Raw genomic sequence first — 25859 nt, 5'->3', positions numbered from 1 at the left:
CTTACTTGCCTTGACGCTGCTGCATCCGGCGCATACGGCGGTTCATTCCAGCCATGTTCTGAGCTTGCTTCGGCAACGGGCCACCAGGCAGGCCAGGCATCTGGCCCGGCTGCGTGCGCGCATCCATCGCCTCGAGCTTGGCGCTCATCGCGTATACGTCGTCCTTGCGGTAGTGGCGTGGCAGCTTCATCAGGTGCTTCTGCAGGTTGCGCACTGCGACCTGGCCTTCGCCTTCGCCCACGTACACCTCGTGAATCGGCACGCCAGCCAGCAGGCGATCGACGCGGCGAGACTCCTTCTTCATCAGAGTGCGCAGGCGATTCTCGTTGCCCTCACCGACAAGGATGACGCCCGGCAGGCCAATGACGCGGTGCACGGTATCCATGTGGGTGTTCGCCTGCACGCCGGTCTTGGTGATCCACACCATGCCGACGGAGTTGCGCAAGTTCTCCAGCGTCCAACCAGCAACGCCCGGGGTGTCGCCGACTTCGTCGTACATCGAACGCTCCAAGCGGCGGGTGAACATCCACATCGCCAGCACGGTGCCGAACGCCAGGCCGAGCGCCAGCATGTACCACTGGCCGCCCCAAATGAGGCCGATCAAGAAGAACAGCAGACCCACGCCCAGCAGGCAGGCCAGCATAATCGGGATGAGTTTCTTATCCCGCTTACGCTGAATCTGAAACGCCTGCCAGATCTGGCTACGTGTCTGCTTTCCCTTTGCGCGCTTCGCTGCGCGCTCTTGCTTCTTCGCAGCCTTCAGGGCTGCCTTATCCTTCGACTGAGCCATGTCGTCAACTCTATGTCACGAACATGGCCAGGCCAAAGTGGACAAAGTGAGCTAGGAGCGCGTCGCTACCGGGTGATCCTTCGACGCGCCGTATTTCTCCAGGAGGGTCGATGCCTCCTGGGCGGTGTCGCCCTTCGATGTTTGCGCCAGGTGGCGCAGGTTCTCCGGCAGTTCCAAACCGCGGTGCTCCATCGCCTCCACGTAGAGCTTGCCCGCGCGGTAGGAGGAGCGCACGAGGGGGCCGGACATGACGGCGCCGAAGCCCATCTCGTAGGCCGCGTCGCGGTACTCAATGAACTCCTCAGGCTTTACCCAACGGTCAATCGGGTGGTACATCGGACCGGGGCGCAGGTACTGCGTAATCGTGATGATGTCCGTGCCAGCATCCACCAGGTCTTGAAGCGCCTGCATGACCTCTTCCTGGGTCTCACCCATACCGAGGATCAGGTTCGACTTAGTGATCAGCCCGAAGTCACGCGCCTGACGAATCACGTCCAGGGAACGGTCGTAGCGGAACGCCGGACGAATGCGCTTAAAGATGCGTGGCACAGTCTCCACGTTGTGCGCGAAAACCTCCGGCCGGGCCTCAAAGACCTCCTGGAGCAAATCCGGCTTGCCGGAAAAGTCCGGGGTGAGATTTTCGACGCCAGTATGCGGGTTCAACTCGTGAATCTTTCGCACAACCTCTGCGTACAGCCACGCGCCCTCGTCCTCGAGGTCGTCGCGGGTCACGCCCGTGATGGTGGAATAGTTGAGGTTCATCTCGCGTACGGACTCCGCGACGCGCTGCGGTTCGTTGACGTCGAGCGGCTCGGGCTTTGCGGAGTTGATCTGGCAGAAGTCGCAGCGGCGCGAGCAGTTCGCTCCGCCGATCAGGAAGGTTGCCTCTCGCGACTCCCAGCACTCGTGGATGTTCGGGCAGCCAGCCTCTTGGCACACTGTGTGAAGGGACGCGCCCTTCACCTTCTTTTTCATGTCCTCGTACTCAGGACCAGTTTTCACCGCATTGCGGATCCAGCGCGGTTTCGTCTCAATAGGGGTTTGCGCGTTGCGCTTTTCTACGCGAAGTAGCCTGCGTCCTTCTGGTGCAATAGTCACGCCGTCCACCGTAACCAACACTTCCCGCAAAGTCGAGGATTAATGGGAGGCTCGCCTTACGTCTCGACGTTTAAGCCCCTTCGTCGGATCCGGCGCCGAACCAAAGCTGTGGTCAGCCACCACAAGCTCCCCGGCAAGCGCGCGCTTGAGGGCGTCGAGTAGCGGCGCGGTCATCTCCTCAGGCGTGACGTCGCGGCCGAGCTCCAGGCTCATTGTGGTCACGTCAGCGTCGTCGATGCCGCACGCGACAATGTGGCCGTAGTGTTCCAACGTGTTGTCGCAATTCAGCGCGAGCCCGTGCATGGTCACCCCGCGGGTAATGCGGATGCCCAGGGCCGCAATCTTCCGATCGCGGTGGGACGCCGCGCGATCGGCCGCCTCGACAGTTTTCGGGACCCAGACGCCGGAGCGGCCATCGATACGCCCGGCGGCATGTACACCAGCCTTGCGCACCGTCTCGATGATGGCTTCCTCAAGGCGGCGAACATAGTCCACGACGTCCACCGGTTGGGCAAGCTTGATGATCGGGTAGAGGACGAGCTGACCCTCGCCGTGCCACGTGATACGGCCCCCGCGGTCAACGTCGACGACTGGCACCGGGTAGGACGCATCCGGGAGATCTTCCGGCTGGGTCCGCTTGCCGGCGGTAAACACCGAGGGGTGTTGCAACACCAACACCGTGTCCGGGATCTCGTCAGCCGCGCGCTGCTTGGCTAGCTCCGCCTGGAGGTGCCAGGCTTCCTCATAATCGACGAGCCCCAGCTCGCGCACATCAATCGGCGCGGCTGAGGCTCGAATGGATTTGTCGGCAGGAAAGAACGGATCGCGTGGAGCTGTCATGCCTGCCAACGATAGTCGCTAGCCTTCGACACCGTTAGCGGCAGCGTACTCATCTGCCGTCATCAACGGTCCGACCTCCTCGACCTCAACCTCGAAGAGCCAGCCAGCGCCGAACGGGTCCTCGTTGATGGCCTCGTAGGCGCCGTCGATGTCCTCGTTGACCGCGGTGACCGTACCAGTCACCGGTGCGTACAGGTCGGAGACCGACTTCGTCGACTCGACCTCGCCGCAGGTCTCACCCGCCGTGACCTGGTCGCCAACCTGTGGCAGCTCAGCGAACACGACCTCGCCGAGGCGATCAGCCGCAACGTTCGTGATGCCTACGCGCACCTTGGTGCCAACAGCATCCTCAGGGCGAGCATCAATCCACTCGTGATCCTCCGAGTAGTAAAAATCAGGGTTCAAAGACATGATTACTGGTCCTTTCGCGAATAGAACGGTGTATCCACAATAGTAAACGGGTAGCGGCGTCCACGGATATCAACCTCAACAGCCGTGCCCACCTCGGCGTGCGCTGGGTCGAGATGCGCCAGCGCTACCGGACGCTGCAAGGTCGGCGACGGCTGACCAGAGGTCACCACGCCGATGCGTGTATCGCCGATGAAGACCTCTGCGCCCTCGCGCGCGGCACGACGCTGTTCCGAAGAAAGCCCAGCGATGACCACCGACGGCTCACGACCGACAATCGCGTCCTTGCCCACGAAGTCCGCCTCCTTTTTGGCGAACGCGCGGCCCATCCCGGCCTCAACCGGGGTGATTTCGCGGGACAACTCGTGGCCGTACAGCGGCATCGATGCCTCGAGGCGCAGGGAATCGCGCGCAGCCAGACCACATGGTGTCGCGTCCGGCGCGAGCGCGTCCCAGATCGTGCGGGCGTCTGCGTTATCGCAGTAGATCTCGAAGCCGTCCTCGCCGGTGTAGCCGGTTCGGGCGACCAGCACGCCGCAGTCGCCGAAGCGCATCGGTGCAGCCGAGTAGTACGCCAAGGCGCCGGCGTCGCCATCGAGGTGCGAAGCGATCGTCGATAAGGAATCAGGGCCCTGCACCGCCACGAGCGCGACGTCCGCGCTGCGGTTCGTCAGCTCCACGTCGAAGTTCGCCGCGCGCTCCTGGAATGCCTCCCACACCGCAGGCGTGTTGCCGGCGTTCGGCACGACCAGGAAGTGCTCGTCGTCCAGGCGGTAGGAGATCAAATCGTCGATGATGCCGCCGTCTTCGGCCGCGATCATCGAGTACTTCGCCTTGCCGACGCGCAAGGTCGACAGCGTGGAAATCAACGCGTAGTCCAAAAACTCCGCGGCTTGCGGTCCGCGCACATCGATCTCGCCCATGTGCGAGAGGTCGAAGATGCCGACGCGCTCGCGCACCGCGCGGTGCTCTGCAAGTTCATTGTTGTACTTCAGTGGCATGTTCCAACCACCGAAGTCCGTAAAGGAAGCACCAAGCGCCTTATGCGCTGCAAACAAAGGGGTTTCAGACATCACAATCACTCCTTACTTTTCCGAGCTCTCCGAAATATCAAATGCCTCTGGCGGCGGGCAGGAGCACACCAGGTTGCGGTCGCCGTACGCCTCATCAATGCGGCGCACCGGCGGGAAATACTTCTCGCGCACCAAGCGATCGACCGGGTAGGCGGCCTGCTCGCGGGAGAACTCGTAATCCCACGCGGTGGAGGCGACGCTGTGCGCAGTAAACGGTGCGTGGTGCAGGACGGAGGCCTCGTAGGCAATCTTGCCGTCGATAATCTCCTGGATCTCCGCGCGGATCGAACGCATTGCCTCGATGAAGCGGTCGAGTTCGTCCAGATCTTCGGACTCGGTCGGCTCCACCATCAACGTGCCCGCCACCGGGAACGCGAGGGTAGGGGCGTGGAAGCCGTAGTCCACCAGACGCTTCGCCACATCCGCTGCGGTCACACCGGAGCGGTCAGTCAGTTCGCGCAGGTCAAGAATGCACTCGTGGCCCACCAGGCCATGTTCGCCGGTATAGAGCACCGGGAAGGAATCGTGCAGCTCGTTCGCCACGTAGTTCGCCGCCAGCACCGCATGCGCAGTTGCCGACGCCAACCCCTCCGCACCGCTCATCGCGATGTAGGACCACGCGATCTGCAGCACGCCCGCCGAGCCGAACTTCGCCGCGGCAACCGGCACGCCCTCGCCAACCGGGGCAGGGTCGGCCGCATGCGCTGGATCCACATTCGGGTCCGTCGGCAGGAACGGAATCAGGTGCTCCGCCACACCAATCGGGCCAACGCCCGGGCCGCCACCGCCGTGCGGAATCGTAAACGTCTTATGCAGGTTCAGGTGCGACACGTCGCCGCCAAAGTCACCCGGGCGCGCAAGCCCAGTCAGCGCATTCATGTTCGCGCCATCGATGTAGACCTGGCCACCCACCGCGTGCACCTTTTCCGCGACGGCCTGCACCGTGTCCTCGTACACACCGTGCGTGGACGGGTAGGTGACCATAATCGCTGCAACGTGCTCGCCGTGCTGCTCCAACTTCGCATCCAAGTCGGCCAGGTCGATCGAGCCATCCTCAGCAGTCTTCACGACGACCACCCGAAGGTTCGCCAGCGTCGCCGACGCCGCATTCGTACCGTGCGCCGAAGCAGGAATCAGGCAGATGTCACGCCCATGGTCACCGCGGGAAACGTGGTAGCGGCGAATCGCCAGCAGGCCGGCCAGCTCGCCCGTCGCGCCAGAGTTTGGTTGCATGGATACCTCGGCGTACCCAGTGATTTCGACCAGCCAGGCGCGGAGCTCGTCGATAAGCTCTCTCCAACCGGCAGTGAAGCGATCCGGCGTGTACGGGTGTACATTTGCGAATCCTGGCCACGTGATGGTCTCCAGACCCGCGGTCGGGTTGAGCTTCATCGTGCAGGAGCCAAGCGGGATCATGGTGCGATCCAGCGCGAGGTCCTTGTCGCCAAGCTTGCGGATATAGCGCATCATCTGCGTCTCGGAGTGCACTGAGTTGAAGTTCGGGTGCGTCATGAACTCCGTGGTGCGGCGCAGTGCTTCGGGCAGCGCGGACGGCGCTTCGCTGGCCACGGTATCGACGCCGAAGCCCGCCAGCAGCGCCGCGAGGTCCTCCTCTGCGGTGTCCTCGCCGAAGGAAACGCCGACGGTGATCGCATCGATCGGGCGGACCAAGTACCCCGCATCCGACAAGCGCTCGCACACTGCCTCGGAGCTGTCTACGACGACGGCTACCGTGTCGAAGAACGCGTCGTGCTTCACCTCGACACCAGCGTCACGCAGGGACTTGGCGAAACGCACCGCCCAGTCGTGCACCTTGGCAGCGATAGCTTCGAGCCCACGCGGTCCGTGGTACACGGCGTACATTGACGCGGTCACCGCGAGCAGCGCCTGCGCGGTACAGATATTGGACGTCGCGCGCTCACGGCGGATGTGCTGCTCACGAGTCTGCAACGCCAGACGGTAGGCGGGGGTTCCCTCAGCGTCCTTCGACACACCCACCAGACGGCCCGGCAGCTGGCGCTTCATCTTCTCCTTGACCGCCATGTACGCGGCGTGCGGGCCACCGTAGAACAGCGGAACACCAAAGCGCTGCGTGGAACCAATCGCGATATCCGCCCCGAGCTCACCAGGGGACTCCAGCAGGGTGAGTGCGAGGATATCGGCATCCACCGCTACCAAGCCACCACGCTCGTGCACCGCTTCGATCACCGCGCGAGGATCAACGATGTCGCCCTCCGTTCCCGGGTACGCCACGATGGCACCAACGATGCCGTCGCCCACGACGCCCTCGCGCAGGTCAACAATTTGTACCTCAAGGTCAAGCGTGCGCGCACGCTCCGACGCGACCCGCAACACCTGCGGGTGCAGACGCGCATCCAACAACACAGTCCGGCCCTTCCGCACCGCGCGTGCCATCAGACCAACAGCCTCCGCAGCCGCCGACGCCTCATCCAACAGCGAAGCGTTCGCAATATCCAGACCAGTCAGGTCCTGCACCATCGTCTGGAAGTTCAGCAGCGCCTCGAGGCGGCCCTGCGAAATCTCAGGCTGGTAGGGGGTATACGCCGTGTACCAGCCAGCATCCTCGACCACACCACGACGAATCACCGGTGGGGTCAGCGTCGACGAGTAGCCCTGCCCGTAAAAGGCCTTCAGCACCTCATTTTTCGACGCCAGCTCACGCAACTGATCCTGCGCCTCGTACTCCGTCAGCGGGGAGGGAAGATCAAGTGGCCGTTGAAGCAGCAGATCGCCTGGGATGGCGGCGGTGGTGAGTGCGTCGAGGGAGTCGTAGCCGACTTTCTGCAGCATCACCTCCGTCTCTTGCATGTTCGGACCAATGTGGCGTGTGATGTAATCCAAGATCTACTCCTTTGGTAGTTCTGAACTTGATGTAGTGGATAGTCTACGGGGCAAAACTGTACGAGGTCGGCCAGTCAGCTGAAAGCAACCAGGGGTGAAAACAGCGGTGGCCCCAACACCGTATTGGTATCGGGGCCACCGCTAAGGTTCCTCATATTGACCTGGATTTGAAGGGTTTAGAGGTCCAGGTCGCTTTCGAAGTCACCGGTTTCGATGCGGTCCTTGATCGTAGTGATGAAGCGGCCTGCATCTGCGCCGTCGATCAGCTGGTGATCGTAGGTGAACGGCAGGTAGCACATCTGGCGAATTGCGATGGAGTCGCTCCCTTCCTCCGTGACGATGACCGGGCGCTTCTCAATCGCCGCGGTGCCCAGGATGCCGGCCTGCGGTGGGGTGAGCACCGGAGTATCCAGCAGCGCGCCCTCGGAACCGATGTTGGTCACCGTGAACGTAGCGCCAGACAGGTCGTCCGGGCGCAGCTTCTTGTTGCGTGCGCGGGTGGCCAGGTCGTTGATTGCCTGGGCGATCTGTGCCAGGTTCAGGTCCTGTGCACGCTTGATCACTGGTACGAGCAGGCCCTGTGGAGTATCCACTGCGACGCCGATGTTGACGTCCTCGTGGTAGGTGATCTCCTTCTTCTCCGCATCGTACGACGCGTTGACGTTCGGGTGGGAAACAAGGGCTTCCGCCGTCGCCTTGATGAAGAACGCAAGGTAGGTGATGTTGGCGTCGTGCTTCTTGATGAACTCCGGCTTCACACGCTTGCGCAGCTCCGCGATGCGGGTGACATCGACCTCCTGGACGTGCGTGAGCTGAGCAGTAGTCTGCAGCGACTCGACCATCTTCGCAGCGGTGATCTCACGGATGCGGTTGACCTTCTGCGTCGTGCCGATCAGCGGCTGCTTCTCCGGATCCACGGACTTGGTGGACCAGTTGGAGCGAGCGCCCTTCTTCTCCTCGGACTTCACAGCCGACGCCTCGGCCTTGTCCTCGGCGCCGCCCTTCGCCGCAGCAAGGACGTCCTGCTTGCGGATACGACCGCCAACACCGGTTCCTTCGATTGTGGAAAGGTCAACGCCGTGCTTTTCTGCCAGCTTGCGCACCAGCGGGGTCACGTACGGGACGGAACCGTCGGACTTGTTTACCTTGGTGGAAGCCTGCTGCGCTGGCTTCTCCTCCTTCGGCTTCTCCTCCTTAGGCTCCTCAGTCTTCTCCTCCTTCGGGGCTTCCTTCTTTTCTTCCTTTGGCTCCTCGGTCTTTGGAGCTTCCTTTTCTGCTGGCTTTGCGTTGGCGTCGCCGATGCGGGCGATGACTTCGCCGACCTCGACGGTGTCGTCTTCCTCAGCGAGGATCTCTACGAGGGTGCCGGCGACTGGGGAAGGAATCTCGGTATCGACCTTGTCTGTGGAGACCTCGAGCAGTGGCTCGTCGACCTCGACGGTGTCGCCGACTTCCTTCAGCCAGGTGGTGATGGTGCCCTCGGTCACGGATTCGCCAAGCTCAGGCATGGAGACGTCGGTGGCGTCGCCGGAAGAAGGCTGCTCTGCCTTCTCCTCCTTCGGAGCTTCCTTTTCTTCCTCTTTCTGAGGTTCCGCGTCCTTTGCCGAGTCCGCAGCTGGGGCTTCGCCTTCTTCGCCGATAATCACAATGACGTCACCGACATCAACGGTGTCGTCTTCTTCGGCCTTAATCTCGAGGATTACACCGGCGACAGGGGACGGAATCTCCGTGTCGACCTTATCGGTGGAAACCTCCAGCAAAGGTTCGTCGACCTCTACCGTGTCGCCGACTTCCTTCAGCCAGGTGGTGATTGTGCCTTCCGTGACGGATTCGCCCAGCTCAGGCATCTCGACAGAGTGCGCCATAATTTAGTCTCCTCGCAGATACATTTTCGTAGAAGCTATACAGGTCAATAGCGTACCTGTCACCGAAGACTTTCGTGCCTTTCGGGGGCAACTATTTTGTTGAAGGCTACAAAACGCAGAATTGGGGCGTCGAGAAATATCCGTATGATGAGAGAAGTGTTTAACCTGTTCGGCAAGCGGAAGAAGCAAACAACCTTCAAACCACCACGCGCGCCCGGCGAAACCATCCGGCCGGAAGACGCTGCCTACCTCAAGGAATGGGTCGCGAGGCGTGTCTTCGTGGAGGGGTTTGTCGAGCCAGAAACGATGGTCAATGAGATGTCCGTCGTGCTAGTTGACGAAGAAGGAAACTACACCCGCCGCCGCATCGGAGGGCCGAAAGGCATCGATGCCGTCGCTCAGCTCCTGAATATTTCTCTCTACGACGTTGAGGAAACCGGCTATCCAGACCGGATGCGCCGCAAGATGGAGCAGGAGCGCATCCTGCGGAAGCGGGCGGAACAGAAAGAACGCCGCGCCAAGTTTGAGCGCGGCGAACATCCTTTCTCTTAAAACCGAGGCTTAGTTGCCTTCAGCGATGCCGCGGAGCGTTGCAACGATGGTGCGCAGCGGGGCACCCGTCGCGCGCTTCGGGGTGTAGCCGTGCGGCGAGCCACCGTTCCATGCTGGGCCAGCGACGTCGATGTGGACCCACTCGGTGTCCTCACCGACGAAGCGGGACAGGTACAGGCCAGCGAACAACATGCCACCAGTGCGGGCATTGTGGACGTTGCGGATATCAGCAATTGGGGACTTCAATTCCTCCTCCTGCTCCTCCAACAGTGGCATCGCCCACGCCTGCTCGCCGACCTCGCGGCCCAGCGCAGCAACGCGGTCGCGGAAATCATCAGAGCCCATCACGCCGGCGGTGCGATTGCCGAGGGCGACGAGCTGGGCACCGGTCAGCGTGGACGTCTCAATCATGAAGTCAGGATTGTCCTCTGCTGCGCGCGCCATAGCGTCCGCGAGCACGAGGCGCCCCTCAGCGTCCGTGTTCAGAATCTCGCTGGTGATGCCGCCGTAGTGGCGAATCACGTCGCCTGGGCGGGTAGCGCTGCCGGACGGCATGTTCTCTGCCAGTGGCAGCCAGGCGTCAACAGCGACGCCCAGGTTCAGACGAGCCGCCGCGACAATCGCACCGAACTGGGCAGCAGAGCCACCCATGTCGGAGATCATGTCCTCCATCTTCGCACCTGGCTTCAGGGAAATACCGCCGGTGTCGAACGTGATGCCCTTACCAACTAGCGCGACGGAGGAGCTCGACGTCGAAGGCGTCCACTTCAGGTGCACCAGGCGAGGCGCGCGAGCAGAACCTTGGCCGACGGCAAGAATACCGCCGAAGCCCTGCTCCTCAAGGTACTTCTCGTCGAACACCTCGACTTCGAGGCCGATCTGCTTGCCCACGTTCTCAATGAGCTCCGCGTACACAGCAGGGTAGAGGTGGTTCGAAGGCGTGTTGACGAGGTCGCGCGCCAGCATGACCGATTCCGCGAGGATGACTGTCTGGTCGAAGGCCTCCTGCTCGTCTTCCTTGCCCACAACGGTGACGTTTGTAAGCCCGTGCTCGCCGTCGCAGCCGCACTGGCACGGGGCCTTGAAGCCCTTGTACTTGTACGCGCCGAGCAGCAGGCCCTCCACAACAGGGCTGACGCCGAACTCGGTCGAAATCACCGCAGATTCCGTGCCGTAGAGTGTTCGGGCCAGCGCGCCGACAGCGCGGCGGACGGTCTCATCATCAATCTCGTCCGCGTTGCCGAGGCCGAATGCGATGACCAGCTTGCCGTCAACCACCACTCGGGTGACCTCGCCGGCCGTGCCCTTCGCACCGACAGTCTCTAGAGCCTCGAGCGTGCCCTTTGGCGCCAGGGAGGTCACCGGAACCTCGATCTTCGATTCATCCGAGGTCACCGGTAGGAGGATTGCCGCGGTGTCGCTCGGAGCGGTCGTCGAAAAGTTCAGGGAGACAGAGTCGCCCCGGACTGGGAGCAGCGATTCAGGAACCGAAAAAGTCATGAGTACATGCGCCTTTCTTAGGATTATTGAACATCGACAAGGCTACCTTGAATGGACGCCGTGTGGTCGAGGAGGGCTCCTCGCAGGTGTAAGAAAATATGGAATTCTGTTCCCAAAGTGTGGAATCTGGGAGTAGGGTGGTCTGCATGACTCAAGGCACACCGTTTGAAATCATCGAGAATCCGAACAAAGCAACCGACGAAGAACGCCAGGCCATCCTCGCGAACCCTGCGTTCGGGCAGGAATTTACCGACCACATGGTCTCCATCGACTGGGACGAGACCAACGGCTGGCACAATGCGCAAGTCCGCCCATACGAGGCGATCTCGCTGGACCCAGCGACCAACGTCTTCCACTACGGGCAGGCAATCTTCGAGGGTCTGAAAGCTTACCGCCACCATGACGGCTCCATTACGACGTTCCGCCCTGAGCAGAACGCGGCCCGCTTCGCTCACTCTGCTCGCCGCCTCGCCATGCCAGAGCTGCCAGAGGACCTCTTCATCGAATCGCTGCAGCAGCTGGTAACGATTGATAAGGACTGGGTCCCCGAGGCCGGCGGGGAAGCAGCGCTGTACCTGCGCCCATTTATGATCGGCACTGAGAAGACGCTTGGGGTCAAGCCTTCGAGCACCTACAGCTACTACCTCATCGCCTCCCCGGCAGGTGCCTACTTCTCCGGCGGCGTGAAGCCAGTCAGCGTGTGGATCTCCGAGGAGTATGTTCGCGCAGCACCCGGTGGCACCGGCGACGCGAAGTTCGCAGGCAACTACGCAGGCTCCCTGCTCGCACAAGCCCAGGCAGAGGAAAAGGGGTGCGACCAGGTTGTCTGGCTCGACGCCATCGAGCGCAAATACATCGAAGAGATGGGTGGCATGAACCTCATGTTCGTCGAGGGTAGCGGGAAGGATGCGAAGCTGATCACTCCAACCCTGTCCGGCTCCCTCCTGGCAGGCATTACCCGCAAGTCCCTCCTGCAGGTCGCCGAAGATCTCGGCTACGACACCGAGGAGCGCAAGATCACGGTGGAGCAGTGGCACGATGGTGCAGAGAACGGCACCATCACCGAAACGCTTGCCTGCGGTACCGCGGCAGTGATCACCCCCGTTGGCCGTGTGCTGAGCCGCCATGGCGAGTTCACCGTCAACAATAACGAGGCAGGCACCATCACGATGCAGCTTCGCGAGCGCCTGCGTGGGATCCAGGACGGGTCCGTCGAGGACATCCACGGCTGGAACCACACACTCGTCCCAGCAGAGAGCTAGCGACGGCTTCGGCCAGGGTTTAGGCCGGGGAGACCTCCGGGGCCTCCGGCCCGAGCACAGTAGTAACGAGCTCAGCAGCCAGGTTGATTTGCGGCAGCGCTGCGAGCGCGCCCAACCCCTGGTTCAGAGACAAGTCCAACGCCAGGACCGGGATGATATCGAGTGCCTGCAGCGCGAGCATCTGCGCTGGCTCAGGGCTGAGCTGGCCCGCCATAATCCACCGCTTCGTGCCGGGGGCGAGGCGCTCAGCAGCGTAGGCGGCGACGGTGGCGTAGAGGCCGTCGAAAAGCACGGGGGTGCGGCGAACCGCTGCCTGTGCGAACATGCCGACGAGAAACGCGAAGTCCGGCCCTGAAAGCTCGGCGAGGACGCGCGGGACGTCGTCGCTGAACGTGCGTACGCGGAACATTGCGTCGCGGATCGCGGCGACCTTGACTTTCCATACGTTGTCATCGATGCCGGAGCCGCGTCCGATGACCTTGACCGGCTCAGTGCGCGACAGTGCGCCGTAGATCGCGGCAGCAACCGTCGAATTGCCGACGCCGATATCGCCAGGAATGAACAGGTCAACCCCGCTATCTACCCCGCTATCTACCACGCGTGCGCCGTGCGCTACAGCCTGCTCGAACGCCTCCGGCGTCATCGCAGACTGCCGGTCAATCGCACCCGTCGGCAGTGTGAGATAGTCGTTGACCTGCAAGATCGATACGCCAGCGGCTTGTGCTGCGACACGAGCCGTGCCACCACCGGCGGCGACCTGCTTTACCGCGGTCCAGGCGGCGTCATGCGGCTGCGCGGAAACGCCTCGCGCTGCCACGCCGTGGTTGCCGGCGACCAGCACGCACTGTGGGTTCGAAAACGCCACCGGCCGCTTCCGGTTCTGCACCGAGGTGGTCCACTCCGCAATCGTGGCCACGCGACCTAGCCCGCGCCCCTCGGGGTTGCGATGCAGGGCGCGAGCGAGTTCGCGGCGTAGGATCTCGCTCGGGTGCTCAATCGGGTCGAATGTGACAGCCATGAAACGTCCTTCGTCCGTTTAGTTGACCGAATCGCCGATGCGAACCTGCGGCTTCGGCGAGCGCCACTTACGCGGCTGTGAGGCACGCGAAAACGCGTACATACCAAGGCCAAAGCCGGTATCCGCTGTGCCTGGGAACTTCGCGCGGACAGCGTTGTTCGCCCGCTTGCCGATTAAGAACGCCTCACCAAGGATCAGCACGATGAACACCATCGGCAAAATCGCGATAGCTCCGGCGATCTCCGGGTACCAGGAGCCGATGAAGAGGATGAGGAACAACAGGATCGCCAGAGGCATCGCGTAGTTGTTCATGAAGCGGCGCGAATCCACCCAGTCGCGGACGAAGCGGCGGGTCTCGCCACGGTCGCGGTCCATGAGGTAGCGCTCGTCGCCAGCGTCCATCTTGGCCTGGATCTCGCGATTGTGCTTCTTCGCTTCCTCGCGCTGCTGCTTCTTATATGCTTTCCACTCCTCTTTCGACATCGACTTCTTCAGCTCTTTGTTCTTCTGGTACTGCTGAGCCGGAGTCGTCGCGTTGGGGTCGCGCACGACGCCACGCTTGATCTCCTGATCGAGGCGCTTCGGCGTCGGCCGGCCTTTCGGAGGGGTGTAGCCCTTCGGGTACTTCTTCGCGGGTTCCGCGTCCGTTTCGGGAGTCTCCGCTCGATTCGCTGCATCTGCAGCGGCGGTTGGAGCCTCATCAGATTTCTGCCAAGGAAGTTTCACGCTATACAGGCTACAAGGCCGTCCCCGAAAGTGGGGAATAAGCGCCCGCTCCCATACGCTGTAGACGATGACGGTGTGATGCGAGTACGCTAGTGCCACACTCCGAAGCACGCATTTTGCGTGAAGGTATTCGCTAAGCAAGGAGAAAGAATGACTGCACCTACGTCTGCAACGGGCGTGACCCTTACTGAAGCAGCAGCTGCAAAGGCGAAGGCTCTGCTCGACCAGGAAGGCCGCGACGACCTTTCGCTTCGCATCGCTGTTCAGCCGGGAGGCTGCGCTGGCCTGCGCTACCAGCTGTACTTCGATGATCGTGAGCTCGACGGCGATAAGGCCGACGTCGTTGGTGGTGTGCGTCTTGTCGTGGACAAGATGAGCGTGCCGTACCTTACCGGTGCGACGATCGATTTCGCTGACACCATCGAGCAGCAGGGTTTCACCATCGACAACCCGAACGCTGGCTCGGCCTGCGCCTGTGGTGACAGCTTCAACTAAGCAGTAGCTTTTCGACGCCAACACCCCGCGCCCACCTCATGATTGAGGGGAGCGCGGGGTGTTTTGTCTGCGTGGACTATTGGCAGCCGTGCTCGGTCGCAAGCCACTGCTTCGCTTGCTCTAACGGCGTATCGGTTTCGACGTCAGGCTGCACCGGCTCCTCGGCGAACTCCTCACCAGTGCGTGCCTTGTCCTTCGCGATGGTAAGCATCAGCAGGCTGCCATCCGGGAAGTCGTACACCTTATTGGCCGAGGCGTAGCCCGCGGTAGGGGAGCCGAAACTCTGTGAACGCTCAAGTCCCCGGAACGACAGCATCGTGGCCTCGCCTGACGAAGCGGTGTCACCATCGACCAAGACTGCCACCGGCGCCTCCCACTTCCCGCCAGATGTCGTGAGCGGCGTGCCTCCTCCGGTGACCGAGTTTTCGTCGACCGTGACCTGGCTGGTGCTCGAACGCGATACGAACTCGAGCACCGTGCCATCAGGCAACAGCGGGGAGAGTCCAGCGACCATTGGGCCCATGTCACCACCGTCGTTGCCACGCAGATCAACGACCGCACCACAGGCCCCGCCATCACGTGCGGAAGCCATGCCTGTCGCGAGCGTGTCTGCGTACCCCTGCACATCATCGTGCCGATCGACGCCAGGCACCGTTGCCACCGCAACACGGCCCTCGACGCTGACTGCGGCTTCCGGCTTCTCTTTCATAGTCCAGCCGAGGTTAGGGTTATCAGGTTCAATCAGCCGGGAGTGCTTGCCGCCAGCAGCTTTCACGGCGTCTGCCAGGGCGGGGTAGACGTCGTAAAGCGTGTCTGCCTGCTTGGCGGCCTCCTTTGCGCGGGCCTTCGCGTCCTCGAATTCCTTCGAGTCGGCGTGGATGCCCTGCTCAGCGAGCGCGAGCACCGTCGTGCTATACCGCTTCGGTGTCTGAGTCCCCGCGAAACGAGCTGTGCCCGTCAGCATCGCGGTGAGCGTCGGCCCATAGACGAACGCCACGGCGGCGACAGTGAGGAGCAGTGCACTGAGCATCGCGACGATGGTGGTCAGTACTCGTTTCTTGGTCCACATGGGAGGAATCTCCTTAGAGCTGCACCGGGTATTCCTTGTGCTCGATGCCAGGATCGATGCGGTGCTCGACAAAGATGCCGTGCCAGATCATGAAGGCCAGCACCGTCCACAGGCGACGGGAATGGTCGGAGACACCATCGCGGTGCTCCTTGAGCATCTCCAGCACCTGGTTCTTGGCGAAGATATGGTCTGTCTGCGAATCACGGATGGTGTCCTGCGCCCAGCCGAAGAGCTCATCTCCAGCCAGCCAGTGGCGCATCGGGACAGGAAAGCCCAGCTTCTTGCGATGCAGCACGTGAGGCGGAACGATCTGCTCCATCGCCTTACGGAGCGCATACTTGGTGGTGCCGTGTGCAATCTTCTGGTCGTACGGAATCGTCTGCGCGACCTCGAAGACCTCCTTGTCCAGGAACGGCACGCGCAACTCCAGAGAGTTCGCCATGTTCATCTTGTCCGCCTTGACCAAGATGTCACCGCGCATCCAGGTAAACAGGTCCAAGTTCTGCATCCGAGCAACTGGATCCATCTGCTTCGACGTGGCGTAAATCGGAGCGGTGACCTCGCGGTGGTCCCATTCGCGCTTGGCCCATGGCAGTACGCGCTGCAGCTGCTCGAAGTTAAAGGAGCGAGCGTTGCCGTAGTAACGGTCCTCCATCGGGGTCGTGCCGCGCTCAAGGAGGCTCTTGCCCTTCATCCCCTCCGGAAGGACCTGGCTGAGCTTGTTGAGTCCGCGGAGCAGTGGCGTCGGCAACTTCTCGAACGGCGCGAGCGACAATGGTTCCTTATAAATGGTGTAGCCGCCGAACAGCTCGTCTGCGCCCTCGCCAGAAAGCACGACCTTGACGTGTTTGCGAGCCTCCTGGGCGACGAAGAAGAGTGGCACCAGCGATGGGTCCGCCACCGGATCGTCGAGGTACCACATGATCTTCGGCACCGCCTCCGCGTACTCTTCAGGCGACACAATCTTCACGATATGCTCGACGCCAATCGCCTCAGCGGATTCCGCCGCCACGTCTACCTCCGAGTACCCCTCGCGCTCGAAGCCGGTGGTGAACGTCAACAAGTTTGGATTGTGGCGCTTCGCGAGCGCCGCAATCGCCGTCGAATCGATGCCGCCGGAGAGAAAAGAACCGACGGTCACGTCCGCACGCATATGCTTCTCGACGGAATCTTCGAGCGCCCGAGCGATCCTGTCGTACAGCTTCTGTTCTTGACCTTGGGGCACGGGCTGAGGCCTGAAGTGTGGCTTGAAGTAGCGCTCCGAGACGACCTCGCCGCCAGGGGTGAGCGAAACCGTGCACCCCGACTCGACCCTACGAATGCTCTCATGCAGCGTCTCTGGCTCCGGAACATACTGCAGGTCCACGTAGTGCTCGATAGCCCGCCGATCCAGGTCGAGACCCAGTTCTAGCTCTGGTGCCATTTCCAGAATGGACTTCTTTTCGGACGCGAACACGGTGCCGGCTGGGGTAGTGGCGTAGAACAGCGGCTTGATGCCGAACTGGTCGCGCGCTGCGAACATGCGCTGCGTTTCGGTATCCCAGATGACGAATGCGAACATACCGCGCAGGTGCTCAACAACCCTCTCGCCCCAGTGGTGAAAACCAACCACGATAGGCTCGCCATCGCCCGACGTATTGAAGGAGTAGCCAGCTGCCTCGAGCTCCTCCCGAAGTTCGATGTAGTTGTAGATCTCGCCGTTAAACGTCAACGCATAGCGTGTTGGGGATTCCTTCGGTCCCCAGCGCAAAGGCTGGTGTGAATGTTCCAGATCGATAATCGCCAGGCGATTAAAGCCGAAGACCGCGTGGTCGTCGTTCCAGGTGCCAGCGGCGTCTGGGCCACGGTGATACATGCAGGGCAAAGCGCGTTCCGCGGCTTCCACGAAGCTGGCGGCGTTGTTGTGAGTGGTGAGTAGAGCCAACAGGCCACACATAGACTTGAAAACCTCTCCTATATATAAGGTGCACGCAGCCATGCGGAGTGCTGGGCCACGAAGCGTTTCTTCCATTCAACAATAGGGTTTTGTGTAGGGGATACGCGAACCAGCGGAACCGTGGACAAAACTCAGAAATTCTTCATCCTTTATTCGGTCCCCAAAAGGGGGCCAACTTATGGTTGAGTAATTTGGGTGAAAAATAAAGCTCTTACCAGGACGTTTGTACCGTTTTATCTAAAACCCATTGAGTACACGGGTTTTGCACGCCCTGCTCTCAATGGTGATTAGCTACGAGATGATGTATCTCCGAAAAATCCTCAGAATTCAGAGGCAGGGCGGCTAATCAACTATTCTGGCGGAGTAGCAATGCTTGGACGCACCTGTGGTGTGCGTCCTGCCGTAAATAGCGAGTGTGGACAGGAAGGCAGACACACGTGGAAAAGGTAAAGGACCGCAGCTTCGCGAAGAAAATCGCAGTTGCTGGATCGCTCCTGCTGGGCGGTCTCGCTCTGACTGGTTGTGAGGTTGCGCCACCAGAGGCGATCTCGAAGGTGTTGGATATGGGTTGGCCAGACCCAGTCACTCCTGAGGGTGAGCAGATGTACAACTTCTGGGTATGGACCTGGGTGGCAGCTTGGATTATTGGCATCATCATGTGGGGCCTCTTCCTCACGGCAATCTTCAAGTGGAATGCAAAGAGCCAGGAGAAGCGCGGTAAGTCCGAATTTCCGAAGCAGCTCCAGTACAACGTTCCTCTCGAGCTCGTGCTCACGATCATCCCGATCGTTATCGTCATGGTGCTCTTCTTCTTCACCGTCCAGGCACAGACGAAGACGACGGCCCTCGACAAGGATCCGAAGGTGACCGTGGATGTCACCGCATACCAGTGGAACTGGAAGTTCGGTTACGCGAACGTCGACGGTGAGTTCACTTCGAACGGCCAGGCGTACGACGGTGTCGACACTGAGCGTCAGGCAAAGGCTGAGGCAACGAAGTACGACGACGAAAACATCAAGAACCCGAACCCGATCCACGGCACCTCCACCGGTGACCTGTCGTACCTCAACTTCAACGAGATTGAAACACTTGGCACGACCGAAGAGATTCCAGTACTTGTGCTGCCGACCGACCGTGCAATTGAGTTCCGTCTCGCTTCTGGCGACGTGAACCACGCGTTCTGGGTTCCTGAGTTCCTTTTCAAGCGTGATACCTACGCTCACCCTGAGGTAAACCAGCAGCAGCGTACATTCCAGATCGAGAAGATTGACAAGACTGGCGCATTCGTCGGACGTTGTGCCGAGATGTGCGGTACCTACCACTCGATGATGAACTTCGAAGTTCGTGCCGTAACCCCGGAGAAGTTTGCGGACTACATTCAGTTCCGCATCGACAACCCAGACGCGCCGAACTCTGATGCACTCGCATCCATCGGTGAAGCCCCGTACGCCACCTCCACACGTCCGTTCGTGTCTGACCGTCACGGCACCCGCGACGGCAACAACACCAACGACCCTAACGCGACGGTATAGAAAGAGAAGGCAGAACAATGGCAACTGGTTCAAAGGTTTTCTACGCAATCGGCACCTTCCTGGCGCTGATGGCAGTCTTCTACATGATCAGCACGGCTTGGATCGGCGAGGATGCGTACCTCTACGGGCTTGAGTGGGTCGGCGGTGTCGGCCTTGTGCTCGCAACTGCACTCTGCTTCATGCTTGCTGTTTACCTTGACATCACCGAGCGTCGCATGGACGTCGTTCCGGAAGACTGGGAAGAGGCGGAGGTTGAGGACGGCGCCGGCGTGCTCGGCTTCTTCTCGCCAAGCTCCATCTGGCCGTTCGCAATGTCTGGCGCGGTGATGTTCCTCGGCCTTGGAATCGCGTTCTGGCAGCTGTGGTTGGTCGTATTCGGTGCAGTATTCCTCGTGTGGACGACCACGCAACTGAATCTGCAGTACGGCATTCCACGCGAAAAGCACTAAGACTCGTTTATCTCCCTGCCTTCGGGAGATAGGCGACCAAAGAAAGTCCCCCTTGGCTCTCGCCAGGGGGATTTTGCGTTCCTGTGTTCATCCTTTTGGTTGAACACGATAGTTACAGTTGGGGGTCATCCGAAAGTAGGTCCCTCGCGGAAAATCCGGCCGGAAGATTGTGAGTCCTGTCACTAATGGGAACTTTTGAAGATCGCCGATTATTGCCGGCATGCGGCTGTGGAAGTGGTTGGAAACCCTCGAAAAATCACTTGGTGAATTCTAAGTAAGTGGTGACCTGCATTGATGTAGTCGGAAGCGCGGGTGAAAAAGTTCCCGACTCATCCAAATCTTTTCTTAGGGGAGGGGAATGGTTGTGAAAGGGCAGGTTAGCGCTACATCTCCATAAAAGTTTGGTGGGGAAAGGAGATGACTTTAACCCGAAAACAGGGGATAATCACATGCGTGACGACCGCAATTTCTAACCAAGGTATGGCGACACCGCAGAATCGTGTCCCGGCGCTGAATCGACCAAACATGGTCAGCGTTGGCACGATCGCGTTCCTCGCCCAAGAGTTGATGTTCTTTGCCGGTTTGTTCGCGATGTACTTCACCTCACGAGCAAACGGTATGACCGCAGGCGACTGGGATAACCAGACGGCACATTTGAACGTGATGTTCGGTTTGATCATCACGATTGTGCTTGTGTCCTCTTCGGTGACTTCCCAGTTTGGCGTATTCGCAGCAGAAAGGGGTGACGTATTTGGGCTCCGCAAATGGTTCGCTGTAACGATCGCGCTTGGCGTTGTCTTCCTCGGCCTCGTGGCATTCGAGTGGGGAGAGATGATCATGCACGGCGTGACCATTCAGGCGAGTGTCTTCGGGTCAGTGTTCTTCATCATCACTGGCTTCCACATGGCGCACGTGACCGCAGGCATCATTGCCTTCGCAGTTGTGCTGCTCCGCGTATCTAAGTCGAAGTTCACTCCGGCGCAAGCTACCGCGGCAATGGTGACCTCGTACTACTGGCACTTTGTCGACGTAATTTGGGTCGGCGTCTTCATTACTCTGTATATCGTTCAATAGGTATCTGATACGTCGAGTCCCCGTCTTGAAGACGGAAGGCCATTTATCTGTATTAGACACTGACGCTCAAAGGGAACAAGATGGAAAAATCACCTAAGAAAAAGCGCAGCCGGCGCAAGGCACAGCGCACCTTTGCAGGTGCAGCTGCCCTAACGCTCGGCCTTACAGGTGCGGGTTTCCTCGCATCGGCGCTTGCCCCGAACGCGCAGGTCGCAACTGCGCAAAAAGATGACCAGGCAATGATTCAAGAAGGCAAGGACATTTACGACGTTGCCTGCATCACTTGCCACGGTGCGAACCTCCAGGGTGTTGAAGGCCGTGGCCCGTCCCTGATCGGTACCGGCGAAGGTGCCGTGTACTTCCAGGTCAACTCTGGACGCATGCCGATGATGTCGAATGACGCTCAGGCAGAGCGTAAGCGCCCACGCTACACCGAGTCTCAAGCACTCGCGCTGGCTGCATATGTAGCAGCGAACGGCGGTGGCCCTGAGCTGGTGTACAACCCAGACGGTTCACTCGCGAAGGAAGAACTCCGCGGCAAGAACTACGACGGCCAGATTCAGGCTGCGGATGTCGCCCGCGGTGGCGAGCTCTTCCGCCTCAACTGTGCGTCCTGCCACAACTTCACCGGCCGTGGTGGCGCGCTTTCCTCCGGTAAGTACGCGCCCGAGCTGGATCCTGCAAACGAGCAGGAAATCTACCAGGCAATGCTGACCGGTCCGCAGAACATGCCTAAGTTCTCGGACCGTCAGCTGAGTGCTGACGAGAAGCGCGACATTATCGCTTTCATTAAGTCTTCGAAGGAAACGCCAAGCCCTGGTGGTTACGCCCTCGGTGGCCTTGGACCAGTTTCTGAAGGTATGGCTATGTGGATGATCGGCGTAACGCTCGTTGCCGCCGCAGCTATCTGGATTGGATCGCGCTCATGAGTGAAGTAAAGAAGAATTACACATCCGAAGAACTGGACCGCATGAACAATGCGGAACTCGCGGCTCTGGGTACAGAACTAGACGACGTTACCGTCGCTTATCGCAAGGAGCGCTTCCCGGTTGACGGCGATCCTCGTGAAAAGTCGTCCGAGCTCGGTATCAACATTTGGTTGATCATCTCGGTGCTCTGCGGCATCGCGTTCCTTGGCGTCTACCTCTTCTGGCCGTGGGAGCCACGTTTCCACGGTGATGAGGGACTGTGGGTATACACCTTGTACACGCCACTGCTCGGTCTGACCGCCGGTGTTGGGTTTACCGCGCTGGGGATCGCCATCGTGCAGTACGTGAAGAAGTTCATCCCGGAGGAGATCTCCGTACAGCGTCGCCATGACGGCCGTTCCTCTGAGTTGGACCGTCGCACGACGACTGCGTTGCTGAACGACGCTTGGGAAACCTCGACCCTTGGTCGTCGTAAAGTGATGAAGGGTCTGCTGGGCACTGCGGGTGTCCTTGCCGGCCTGATGGTCGTTGCGCCTCTTGGCGGCATGATCAAGAACCCGTGGAAGAAGCGTCACGACCTGAACTACATGGGCGACGGCACTCTGTGGACCCACGGTTGGACCATGCAGGAGAAGGGCGTCAAGGTATATCTTGGTCGTGACACCGGCGCGATTGCCGAGCTGCACGAAGGCGTCTCAGGTTCGCACTACTCCACGGCGGGCGTGTCCCGCCTGGTGCGTATGCGTCCAGAGGATCTGGCCGCAGCCTCCATGGAAACCGTTTTCCCGCTTTACCCGGAGGACGTCAACGATGGTGACGTCTACGACCCTGAGCGCGACGTGTACGAGCACCACATGCACTCGCTGCACGGCCCGCGTAACGCGGTCATGCTGATCCGTCTGCGCTCCCAGGACGCGAAGCGCGTCGTCGAGCGTGAAGGTCAGGAAGACTTCCACTACGGGGATTACTACGCATACTCCAAGATTTGTACGCACATTGGTTGCCCGACTTCGCTTTACGAAGCGCAGACGAACCGCATCCTTTGTCCGTGCCACCAGTCACAGTTCGATGCGCTGCAGTACGGCAAGCCGATCTTCGGACCGGCGGCCCGCGCTCTGCCTCAGCTTCCTGTGACTGTTGACGAAGACGGTTACCTCATCGCCAACGGAAACTTTATCGAGCCCGTCGGCCCGGCATTCTGGGAGCGTAAATCCTAATGAGTACTAAACTTGCACAAGCCGCGGACAACGTTGATTCGCGGTACTCGGTAGCCGGTTTCCTCCGGCCACAGTTAAATAAGGTCTTCCCGAGCCACTGGTCGTTCATGCTCGGTGAGATGGCACTGTACAGCTTCATCATCCTGTTGCTGACAGGCATTTACCTCGCCCTGTTCTTTGACCCTTCTATTACGAAGGTGATTTACGACGGCGGGTACCTGCCACTGAACGGCGTTGAGATGTCTCGCGCGTACGCCACGGCCCTCAACATTTCCTTCGAGGTCCGCGGTGGTCTGTTCGTTCGTCAGATGCACCACTGGGCAGCCCTGATGTTCATGATGGCGATGTTCGCCCACATGATGCGCATCTTCTTCACCGGCGCGTTCCGTCGTCCGCGTGAGGCAAACTGGGTTATCGGTGTCACCCTGATCCTCATCGGCATGGCTGAAGGCTTCATGGGTTACTCCCTGCCTGACGACCTGCTCTCTGGCGTTGGTCTCCGCATTATGTCCGCCATCATCGTGGGTATCCCGATCATCGGTACCTGGATGCACTGGGCAATCTTCGGCGGCGACTTCCCGTCCGACCTGATGCTCGACCGCTTCTACATCCTGCATGTGCTGATCCTGCCGGGCGTCATCCTGGCTCTGATCGCAGCGCACCTGCTGCTTGTCTGGTTCCAGAAGCACACCCAGTTCCCAGGCCCAGGTCGTACGGAGAACAACGTTGTGGGCATCCGCATTATGCCGGTGTTTGCTGTCAAGGCGATCGGTTTCATGATGGTTGTCTTCGGTGTTCTGGCGGCAATGGCTGGTCTGACCACCATCAACGGCATTTGGAACATCGGTCCTTACAACCCATCGCAGGTCTCTGCTGGTTCGCAGCCGGACGTCTACATGCTGTGGACTGACGGTGCTGCTCGTGTCATGCCCGCGTGGGAACTCTACCTTGGCCCTTACACCATCCCGGGTGCTTTCTGGGTTGCCCTCATGTGTGGTGTCATGGTTGTCCTGTTGATCAGCTACCCGTTCATCGAAGCGAAGGTAACTGGCGATACGGCGCACCACAACCTACTGCAGCGTCCACGTGACGTTCCTGTGCGCACGGGGCTCGGCGTGATGGCACTTGTGTTCTTCCTGCTGCTGACCATCTCTGGCGGCAACGACCACATTGCTCACTTCTTCCAAATCTCGCTGAACGCAATGACCTGGTTCGGTCGCATCGGTTTGATCGTTCTGCCTCCGTTTGCCTACTGGCTGACCTACCGTATCTGTGTTGGCCTGCAGCGTTCAGACCGTGAGGTTCTGGAGCACGGTATCGAGACCGGTATCATCAAGAAGCTGCCTAACGGTGCATTCGTTGAGATTCACCAGCCGCTCGGCCCAGTGGACGAGCACGGTCACCCTGTGCCGCTCGAGTACGCCGGTGCGCCGGTGCCGAAGCGCCTCAACCAGCTCGGGTTCGCTGACTCCGAAACTATCGGTAAGTTCAAGCCTGCAGAGCTTGGTGTTTCCGAGCGCGTCCGCGATGCGCAGCGCGAGAATCACCGCGAAGAAATCGAGACGTTGCGCAAGCTCGAGGAGACGAAGCACCTCGACGATCGCAATGCCTCTGAATAGGTTCTAAATAACTAGCGGTCGCTAAAAGAGCGCCCTGGCGAGCTGTACGGAAGTACGGCACGTCAGGGCGCTTTTGCATGCCGGAGTGTGACGTGCCTGCACCCCATTCCGTCTTTTCAACATGCTCATGTATTACAAGTCCTGTTCGTATGCTTCTACGCTATTCACTGAGTTTGGACCGTGAGCACCGCCGGATTTGTCACGATTCCACGCTGTTATGAAAGCGTTATAGATGGGTCGTGATGAATGTCACATAAGTCTGATTTAGTGGATTCTTACTGATTGTTCCACGGTTGCCAGCGTGCAAGTTAGCCGTAAAACGCAAGGTAAAAGGGGGTAAACGGAGGGCTGCTGTATTGGCCTTCATGCACCGGACTCTCAGGAAATTGACGGAAAAGGGGGAGCGCTAAAAAATCACGGAACGATAACGGCCGCGTCGTTGGACAAAGATGTTTCCGTTTCGTAACCTAATCGAGACATTGCAGCAACAGCCGTTGAAAGCAAACAGTAAGTACATATAGCGCCTAATCCCTGTCGCGTTCGATGTGGTGGGGAGTCGGGGACCCAAGCAGGATTTGTCCCTCTGGGGTGAATGCGAACGAGAGTGGAAGTTTCCGCGGAGTTTGCAAGGCTGGTTCTCTAGCCCAACCCGTCAGCTAACCCGGCCGGCAAAAGAGAAGATATGGAGTTTTACAATTATGGCTAAGCACCGTCGTCAGGCACGCAGCACTGCACGTAACGTCGCGGTAATGACCGCAGCGGCTGCAGGTGCCTCGCTGCTCTCGCCACTCTCCGCTGAGGCGGCTGAAGTTCGTATTCCGAATTCGCCGGTAGCTGCTCAGGTTCCGGGCATTGAGAATGTTCCGGGCATCGCCGCAATCCCTGGCATCGAGGCTTGGATTCCGTCCTTGGCGGGTCAGTCGTCCAATGCGGACGTTCCGACGGCTATCGCGCAGGTTCGCGCGGTTCCGGGTGTGGCCAACGTTCCTTCGTTTGGTGCGTGGTTGGCAAACGTTGAGGCGCAGTTCAAAGCACCGGTTGCCAAGGCGTACTCTGCAAACGTTGCTGCTCCGGCGGTTGCACCTGCGCCACAGGTTTCAGCCGGCCAGCGTCTCGTTGACATTGCTCGTTCCAAGATTGGTTCCGCGTACGTGTACGGCGCTGCAGGCCCGAACGTCTTCGACTGCTCTGGCTTCACCTCCTGGGTCTATGCCCAGGCTGGCAAGTCGATCCCTCGTACGTCCCAGGCGCAGGCTTCCGCCGGCACCCCGGTTCCTCTTGACCAGCTTCAGCCTGGTGACATCGTTGCGTACTACGGCGGCGCATCCCATGTTGGCATTTACACCGGCAACGGCACCATTATTGACGCGCTGAACACGAACGCTCCGGTTGCAGAGCGTCCGCTTCACATGATGCCGGTGCACTCCGCTGTGCGTTTCTAAGCACTGTATTTAACGCCCAATCTGCGCAGCAATTGCGGGGTTCGGGCGCCGAAATTACAAGATTGTAACTTAAAGCCCCTCTCGCTATATTGGTGATAGTTTT

Annotated in this window: 22 protein-coding genes and 1 riboswitch; of the genes, 10 read left to right on the top strand and 12 right to left on the bottom strand. The window is 60.0% G+C overall.

From position 1 onward, the window contains the following. Position 1: 1 nt before the first annotated feature. From BJP08_RS05075 to sucB, 7 genes are all read right to left on the bottom strand, one after another. Entirely contained in the window at positions 2–790 is a 789-nt protein-coding gene (locus BJP08_RS05075; protein WP_071568546.1) for a DUF4191 domain-containing protein, read from the bottom strand. 51 nt (positions 791–841) lie between these two features. After that, on the bottom strand, positions 842–1888 hold the full coding sequence (gene lipA, locus BJP08_RS05070) for a lipoyl synthase (protein ID WP_071568615.1): 1047 nt from the start codon (positions 1886–1888) through the stop codon (positions 842–844). A 39-nt stretch (positions 1889–1927) separates the two neighbouring features. Beyond that, the gene (gene lipB, locus BJP08_RS05065; protein WP_071568545.1) at positions 1928–2728 is read right to left on the bottom strand and encodes a lipoyl(octanoyl) transferase LipB; all 801 of its coding nucleotides are present in this window, start codon (positions 2726–2728) and stop codon (positions 1928–1930) included. A gap of 18 nt (positions 2729–2746) precedes the next feature. After that, positions 2747–3139 (bottom strand): glycine cleavage system protein GcvH, encoded by a 393-nt coding sequence (gcvH, locus tag BJP08_RS05060; protein WP_083428409.1) that lies wholly within the window; start codon positions 3137–3139, stop codon positions 2747–2749. Positions 3140–3141: 2 nt separating this feature from the next. Further along, on the bottom strand, positions 3142–4209 hold the full coding sequence (gene gcvT, locus BJP08_RS05055) for a glycine cleavage system aminomethyltransferase GcvT (protein WP_071568543.1): 1068 nt from the start codon (positions 4207–4209) through the stop codon (positions 3142–3144). Between the two features lie 12 nt (positions 4210–4221). Then, entirely contained in the window at positions 4222–7071 is a 2850-nt protein-coding gene (gene gcvP, locus BJP08_RS05050) for an aminomethyl-transferring glycine dehydrogenase (protein WP_071568542.1), read from the bottom strand. Positions 7072–7247: 176 nt separating this feature from the next. Further along, positions 7248–8936 carry a 2-oxoglutarate dehydrogenase, E2 component, dihydrolipoamide succinyltransferase gene (sucB, locus tag BJP08_RS05045; RefSeq protein ID WP_071568541.1) on the bottom strand — a complete coding sequence of 563 codons (1689 nt, stop codon included), beginning with the start codon at positions 8934–8936 and terminating at the stop codon, positions 7248–7250. A 156-nt stretch (positions 8937–9092) separates the two neighbouring features. Here sucB and BJP08_RS05040 point away from each other — a divergent pair, with 156 nt between their 5' ends. Continuing rightward, positions 9093–9488 carry an oxidoreductase gene (locus tag BJP08_RS05040; protein ID WP_071568540.1) on the top strand — a complete coding sequence of 132 codons (396 nt, stop codon included), beginning with the start codon at positions 9093–9095 and terminating at the stop codon, positions 9486–9488. Positions 9489–9497: 9 nt separating this feature from the next. On the opposite strand, the gene BJP08_RS05035 is transcribed toward BJP08_RS05040, so the two are convergent. Beyond that, a complete protein-coding gene (locus BJP08_RS05035; protein WP_071568539.1) occupies positions 9498–10988 on the bottom strand; it encodes a leucyl aminopeptidase in 1491 nt (496 codons plus the stop codon). 146 nt (positions 10989–11134) lie between these two features. Between BJP08_RS05035 and BJP08_RS05030 the strand changes: the two genes are divergently transcribed. Next, positions 11135–12250: a branched-chain amino acid aminotransferase gene (locus tag BJP08_RS05030; protein WP_071568538.1), complete on the top strand. Its 1116-nt coding sequence runs from the start codon at positions 11135–11137 to the stop codon at positions 12248–12250. Positions 12251–12269: 19 nt separating this feature from the next. On the opposite strand, the gene BJP08_RS05025 is transcribed toward BJP08_RS05030, so the two are convergent. Next, the gene (locus BJP08_RS05025; RefSeq protein ID WP_071568537.1) at positions 12270–13268 is read right to left on the bottom strand and encodes a nicotinate-nucleotide--dimethylbenzimidazole phosphoribosyltransferase; all 999 of its coding nucleotides are present in this window, start codon (positions 13266–13268) and stop codon (positions 12270–12272) included. 18 nt (positions 13269–13286) lie between these two features. Continuing rightward, the gene (locus BJP08_RS05020) at positions 13287–13994 is read right to left on the bottom strand and encodes a DUF3043 domain-containing protein (RefSeq protein ID WP_071568536.1); all 708 of its coding nucleotides are present in this window, start codon (positions 13992–13994) and stop codon (positions 13287–13289) included. Between the two features lie 150 nt (positions 13995–14144). Here BJP08_RS05020 and BJP08_RS05015 point away from each other — a divergent pair, with 150 nt between their 5' ends. Then, positions 14145–14489: an iron-sulfur cluster assembly accessory protein gene (locus BJP08_RS05015; protein ID WP_070362187.1), complete on the top strand. Its 345-nt coding sequence runs from the start codon at positions 14145–14147 to the stop codon at positions 14487–14489. Between the two features lie 76 nt (positions 14490–14565). Here the strand turns inward: BJP08_RS05015 and BJP08_RS05010 are convergent, their stop codons facing one another. After that, a complete protein-coding gene (locus BJP08_RS05010; protein ID WP_071568535.1) occupies positions 14566–15558 on the bottom strand; it encodes a S41 family peptidase in 993 nt (330 codons plus the stop codon). 13 nt (positions 15559–15571) lie between these two features. Beyond that, positions 15572–17494: an asparagine synthase (glutamine-hydrolyzing) gene (gene asnB / locus BJP08_RS05005; RefSeq protein ID WP_071568534.1), complete on the bottom strand. Its 1923-nt coding sequence runs from the start codon at positions 17492–17494 to the stop codon at positions 15572–15574. A gap of 437 nt (positions 17495–17931) precedes the next feature. Between asnB and BJP08_RS05000 the strand changes: the two genes are divergently transcribed. The 7 genes from BJP08_RS05000 to BJP08_RS04965 all read left to right on the top strand — a co-directional run bounded on the left by BJP08_RS05000 (position 17932) and on the right by BJP08_RS04965 (position 25756). Then, a complete protein-coding gene (locus BJP08_RS05000; protein ID WP_071568533.1) occupies positions 17932–19026 on the top strand; it encodes a cytochrome c oxidase subunit II in 1095 nt (364 codons plus the stop codon). Positions 19027–19043: 17 nt separating this feature from the next. Beyond that, entirely contained in the window at positions 19044–19475 is a 432-nt protein-coding gene (locus BJP08_RS04995; protein WP_070362190.1) for a cytochrome c oxidase subunit 4, read from the top strand. Between the two features lie 453 nt (positions 19476–19928). Further along, positions 19929–20549 (top strand): heme-copper oxidase subunit III, encoded by a 621-nt coding sequence (locus tag BJP08_RS04985; protein ID WP_177221711.1) that lies wholly within the window; start codon positions 19929–19931, stop codon positions 20547–20549. Between the two features lie 80 nt (positions 20550–20629). Next, positions 20630–21478, top strand: coding sequence for a cytochrome c (locus tag BJP08_RS04980; protein ID WP_071566026.1), 849 nt, complete (start codon positions 20630–20632; stop codon positions 21476–21478). Next, positions 21475–22695 carry a ubiquinol-cytochrome c reductase iron-sulfur subunit gene (locus BJP08_RS04975; protein ID WP_071568530.1) on the top strand — a complete coding sequence of 407 codons (1221 nt, stop codon included), beginning with the start codon at positions 21475–21477 and terminating at the stop codon, positions 22693–22695. The genes BJP08_RS04980 and BJP08_RS04975 overlap by 4 nt, the downstream gene beginning before the upstream one ends. Continuing rightward, on the top strand, positions 22695–24314 hold the full coding sequence (locus BJP08_RS04970; protein ID WP_071568529.1) for a cytochrome bc complex cytochrome b subunit: 1620 nt from the start codon (positions 22695–22697) through the stop codon (positions 24312–24314). Before BJP08_RS04975 ends, BJP08_RS04970 begins: the two co-directional genes overlap by 1 nt. Positions 24315–24825: 511 nt before the next feature. Next, positions 24826–24998, top strand: a riboswitch (cyclic di-AMP (ydaO/yuaA leader). A gap of 14 nt (positions 24999–25012) precedes the next feature. Continuing rightward, a complete protein-coding gene (locus tag BJP08_RS04965) occupies positions 25013–25756 on the top strand; it encodes a C40 family peptidase (RefSeq protein WP_071568528.1) in 744 nt (247 codons plus the stop codon). Positions 25757–25859 lie beyond the last annotated feature (103 nt).

This window comes from Corynebacterium sp. NML140438 (assembly GCF_001875725.1).
Classification (GTDB): domain Bacteria; phylum Actinomycetota; class Actinomycetes; order Mycobacteriales; family Mycobacteriaceae; genus Corynebacterium.
This window is presented reverse-complemented; position numbering and strand designations above follow the sequence as displayed.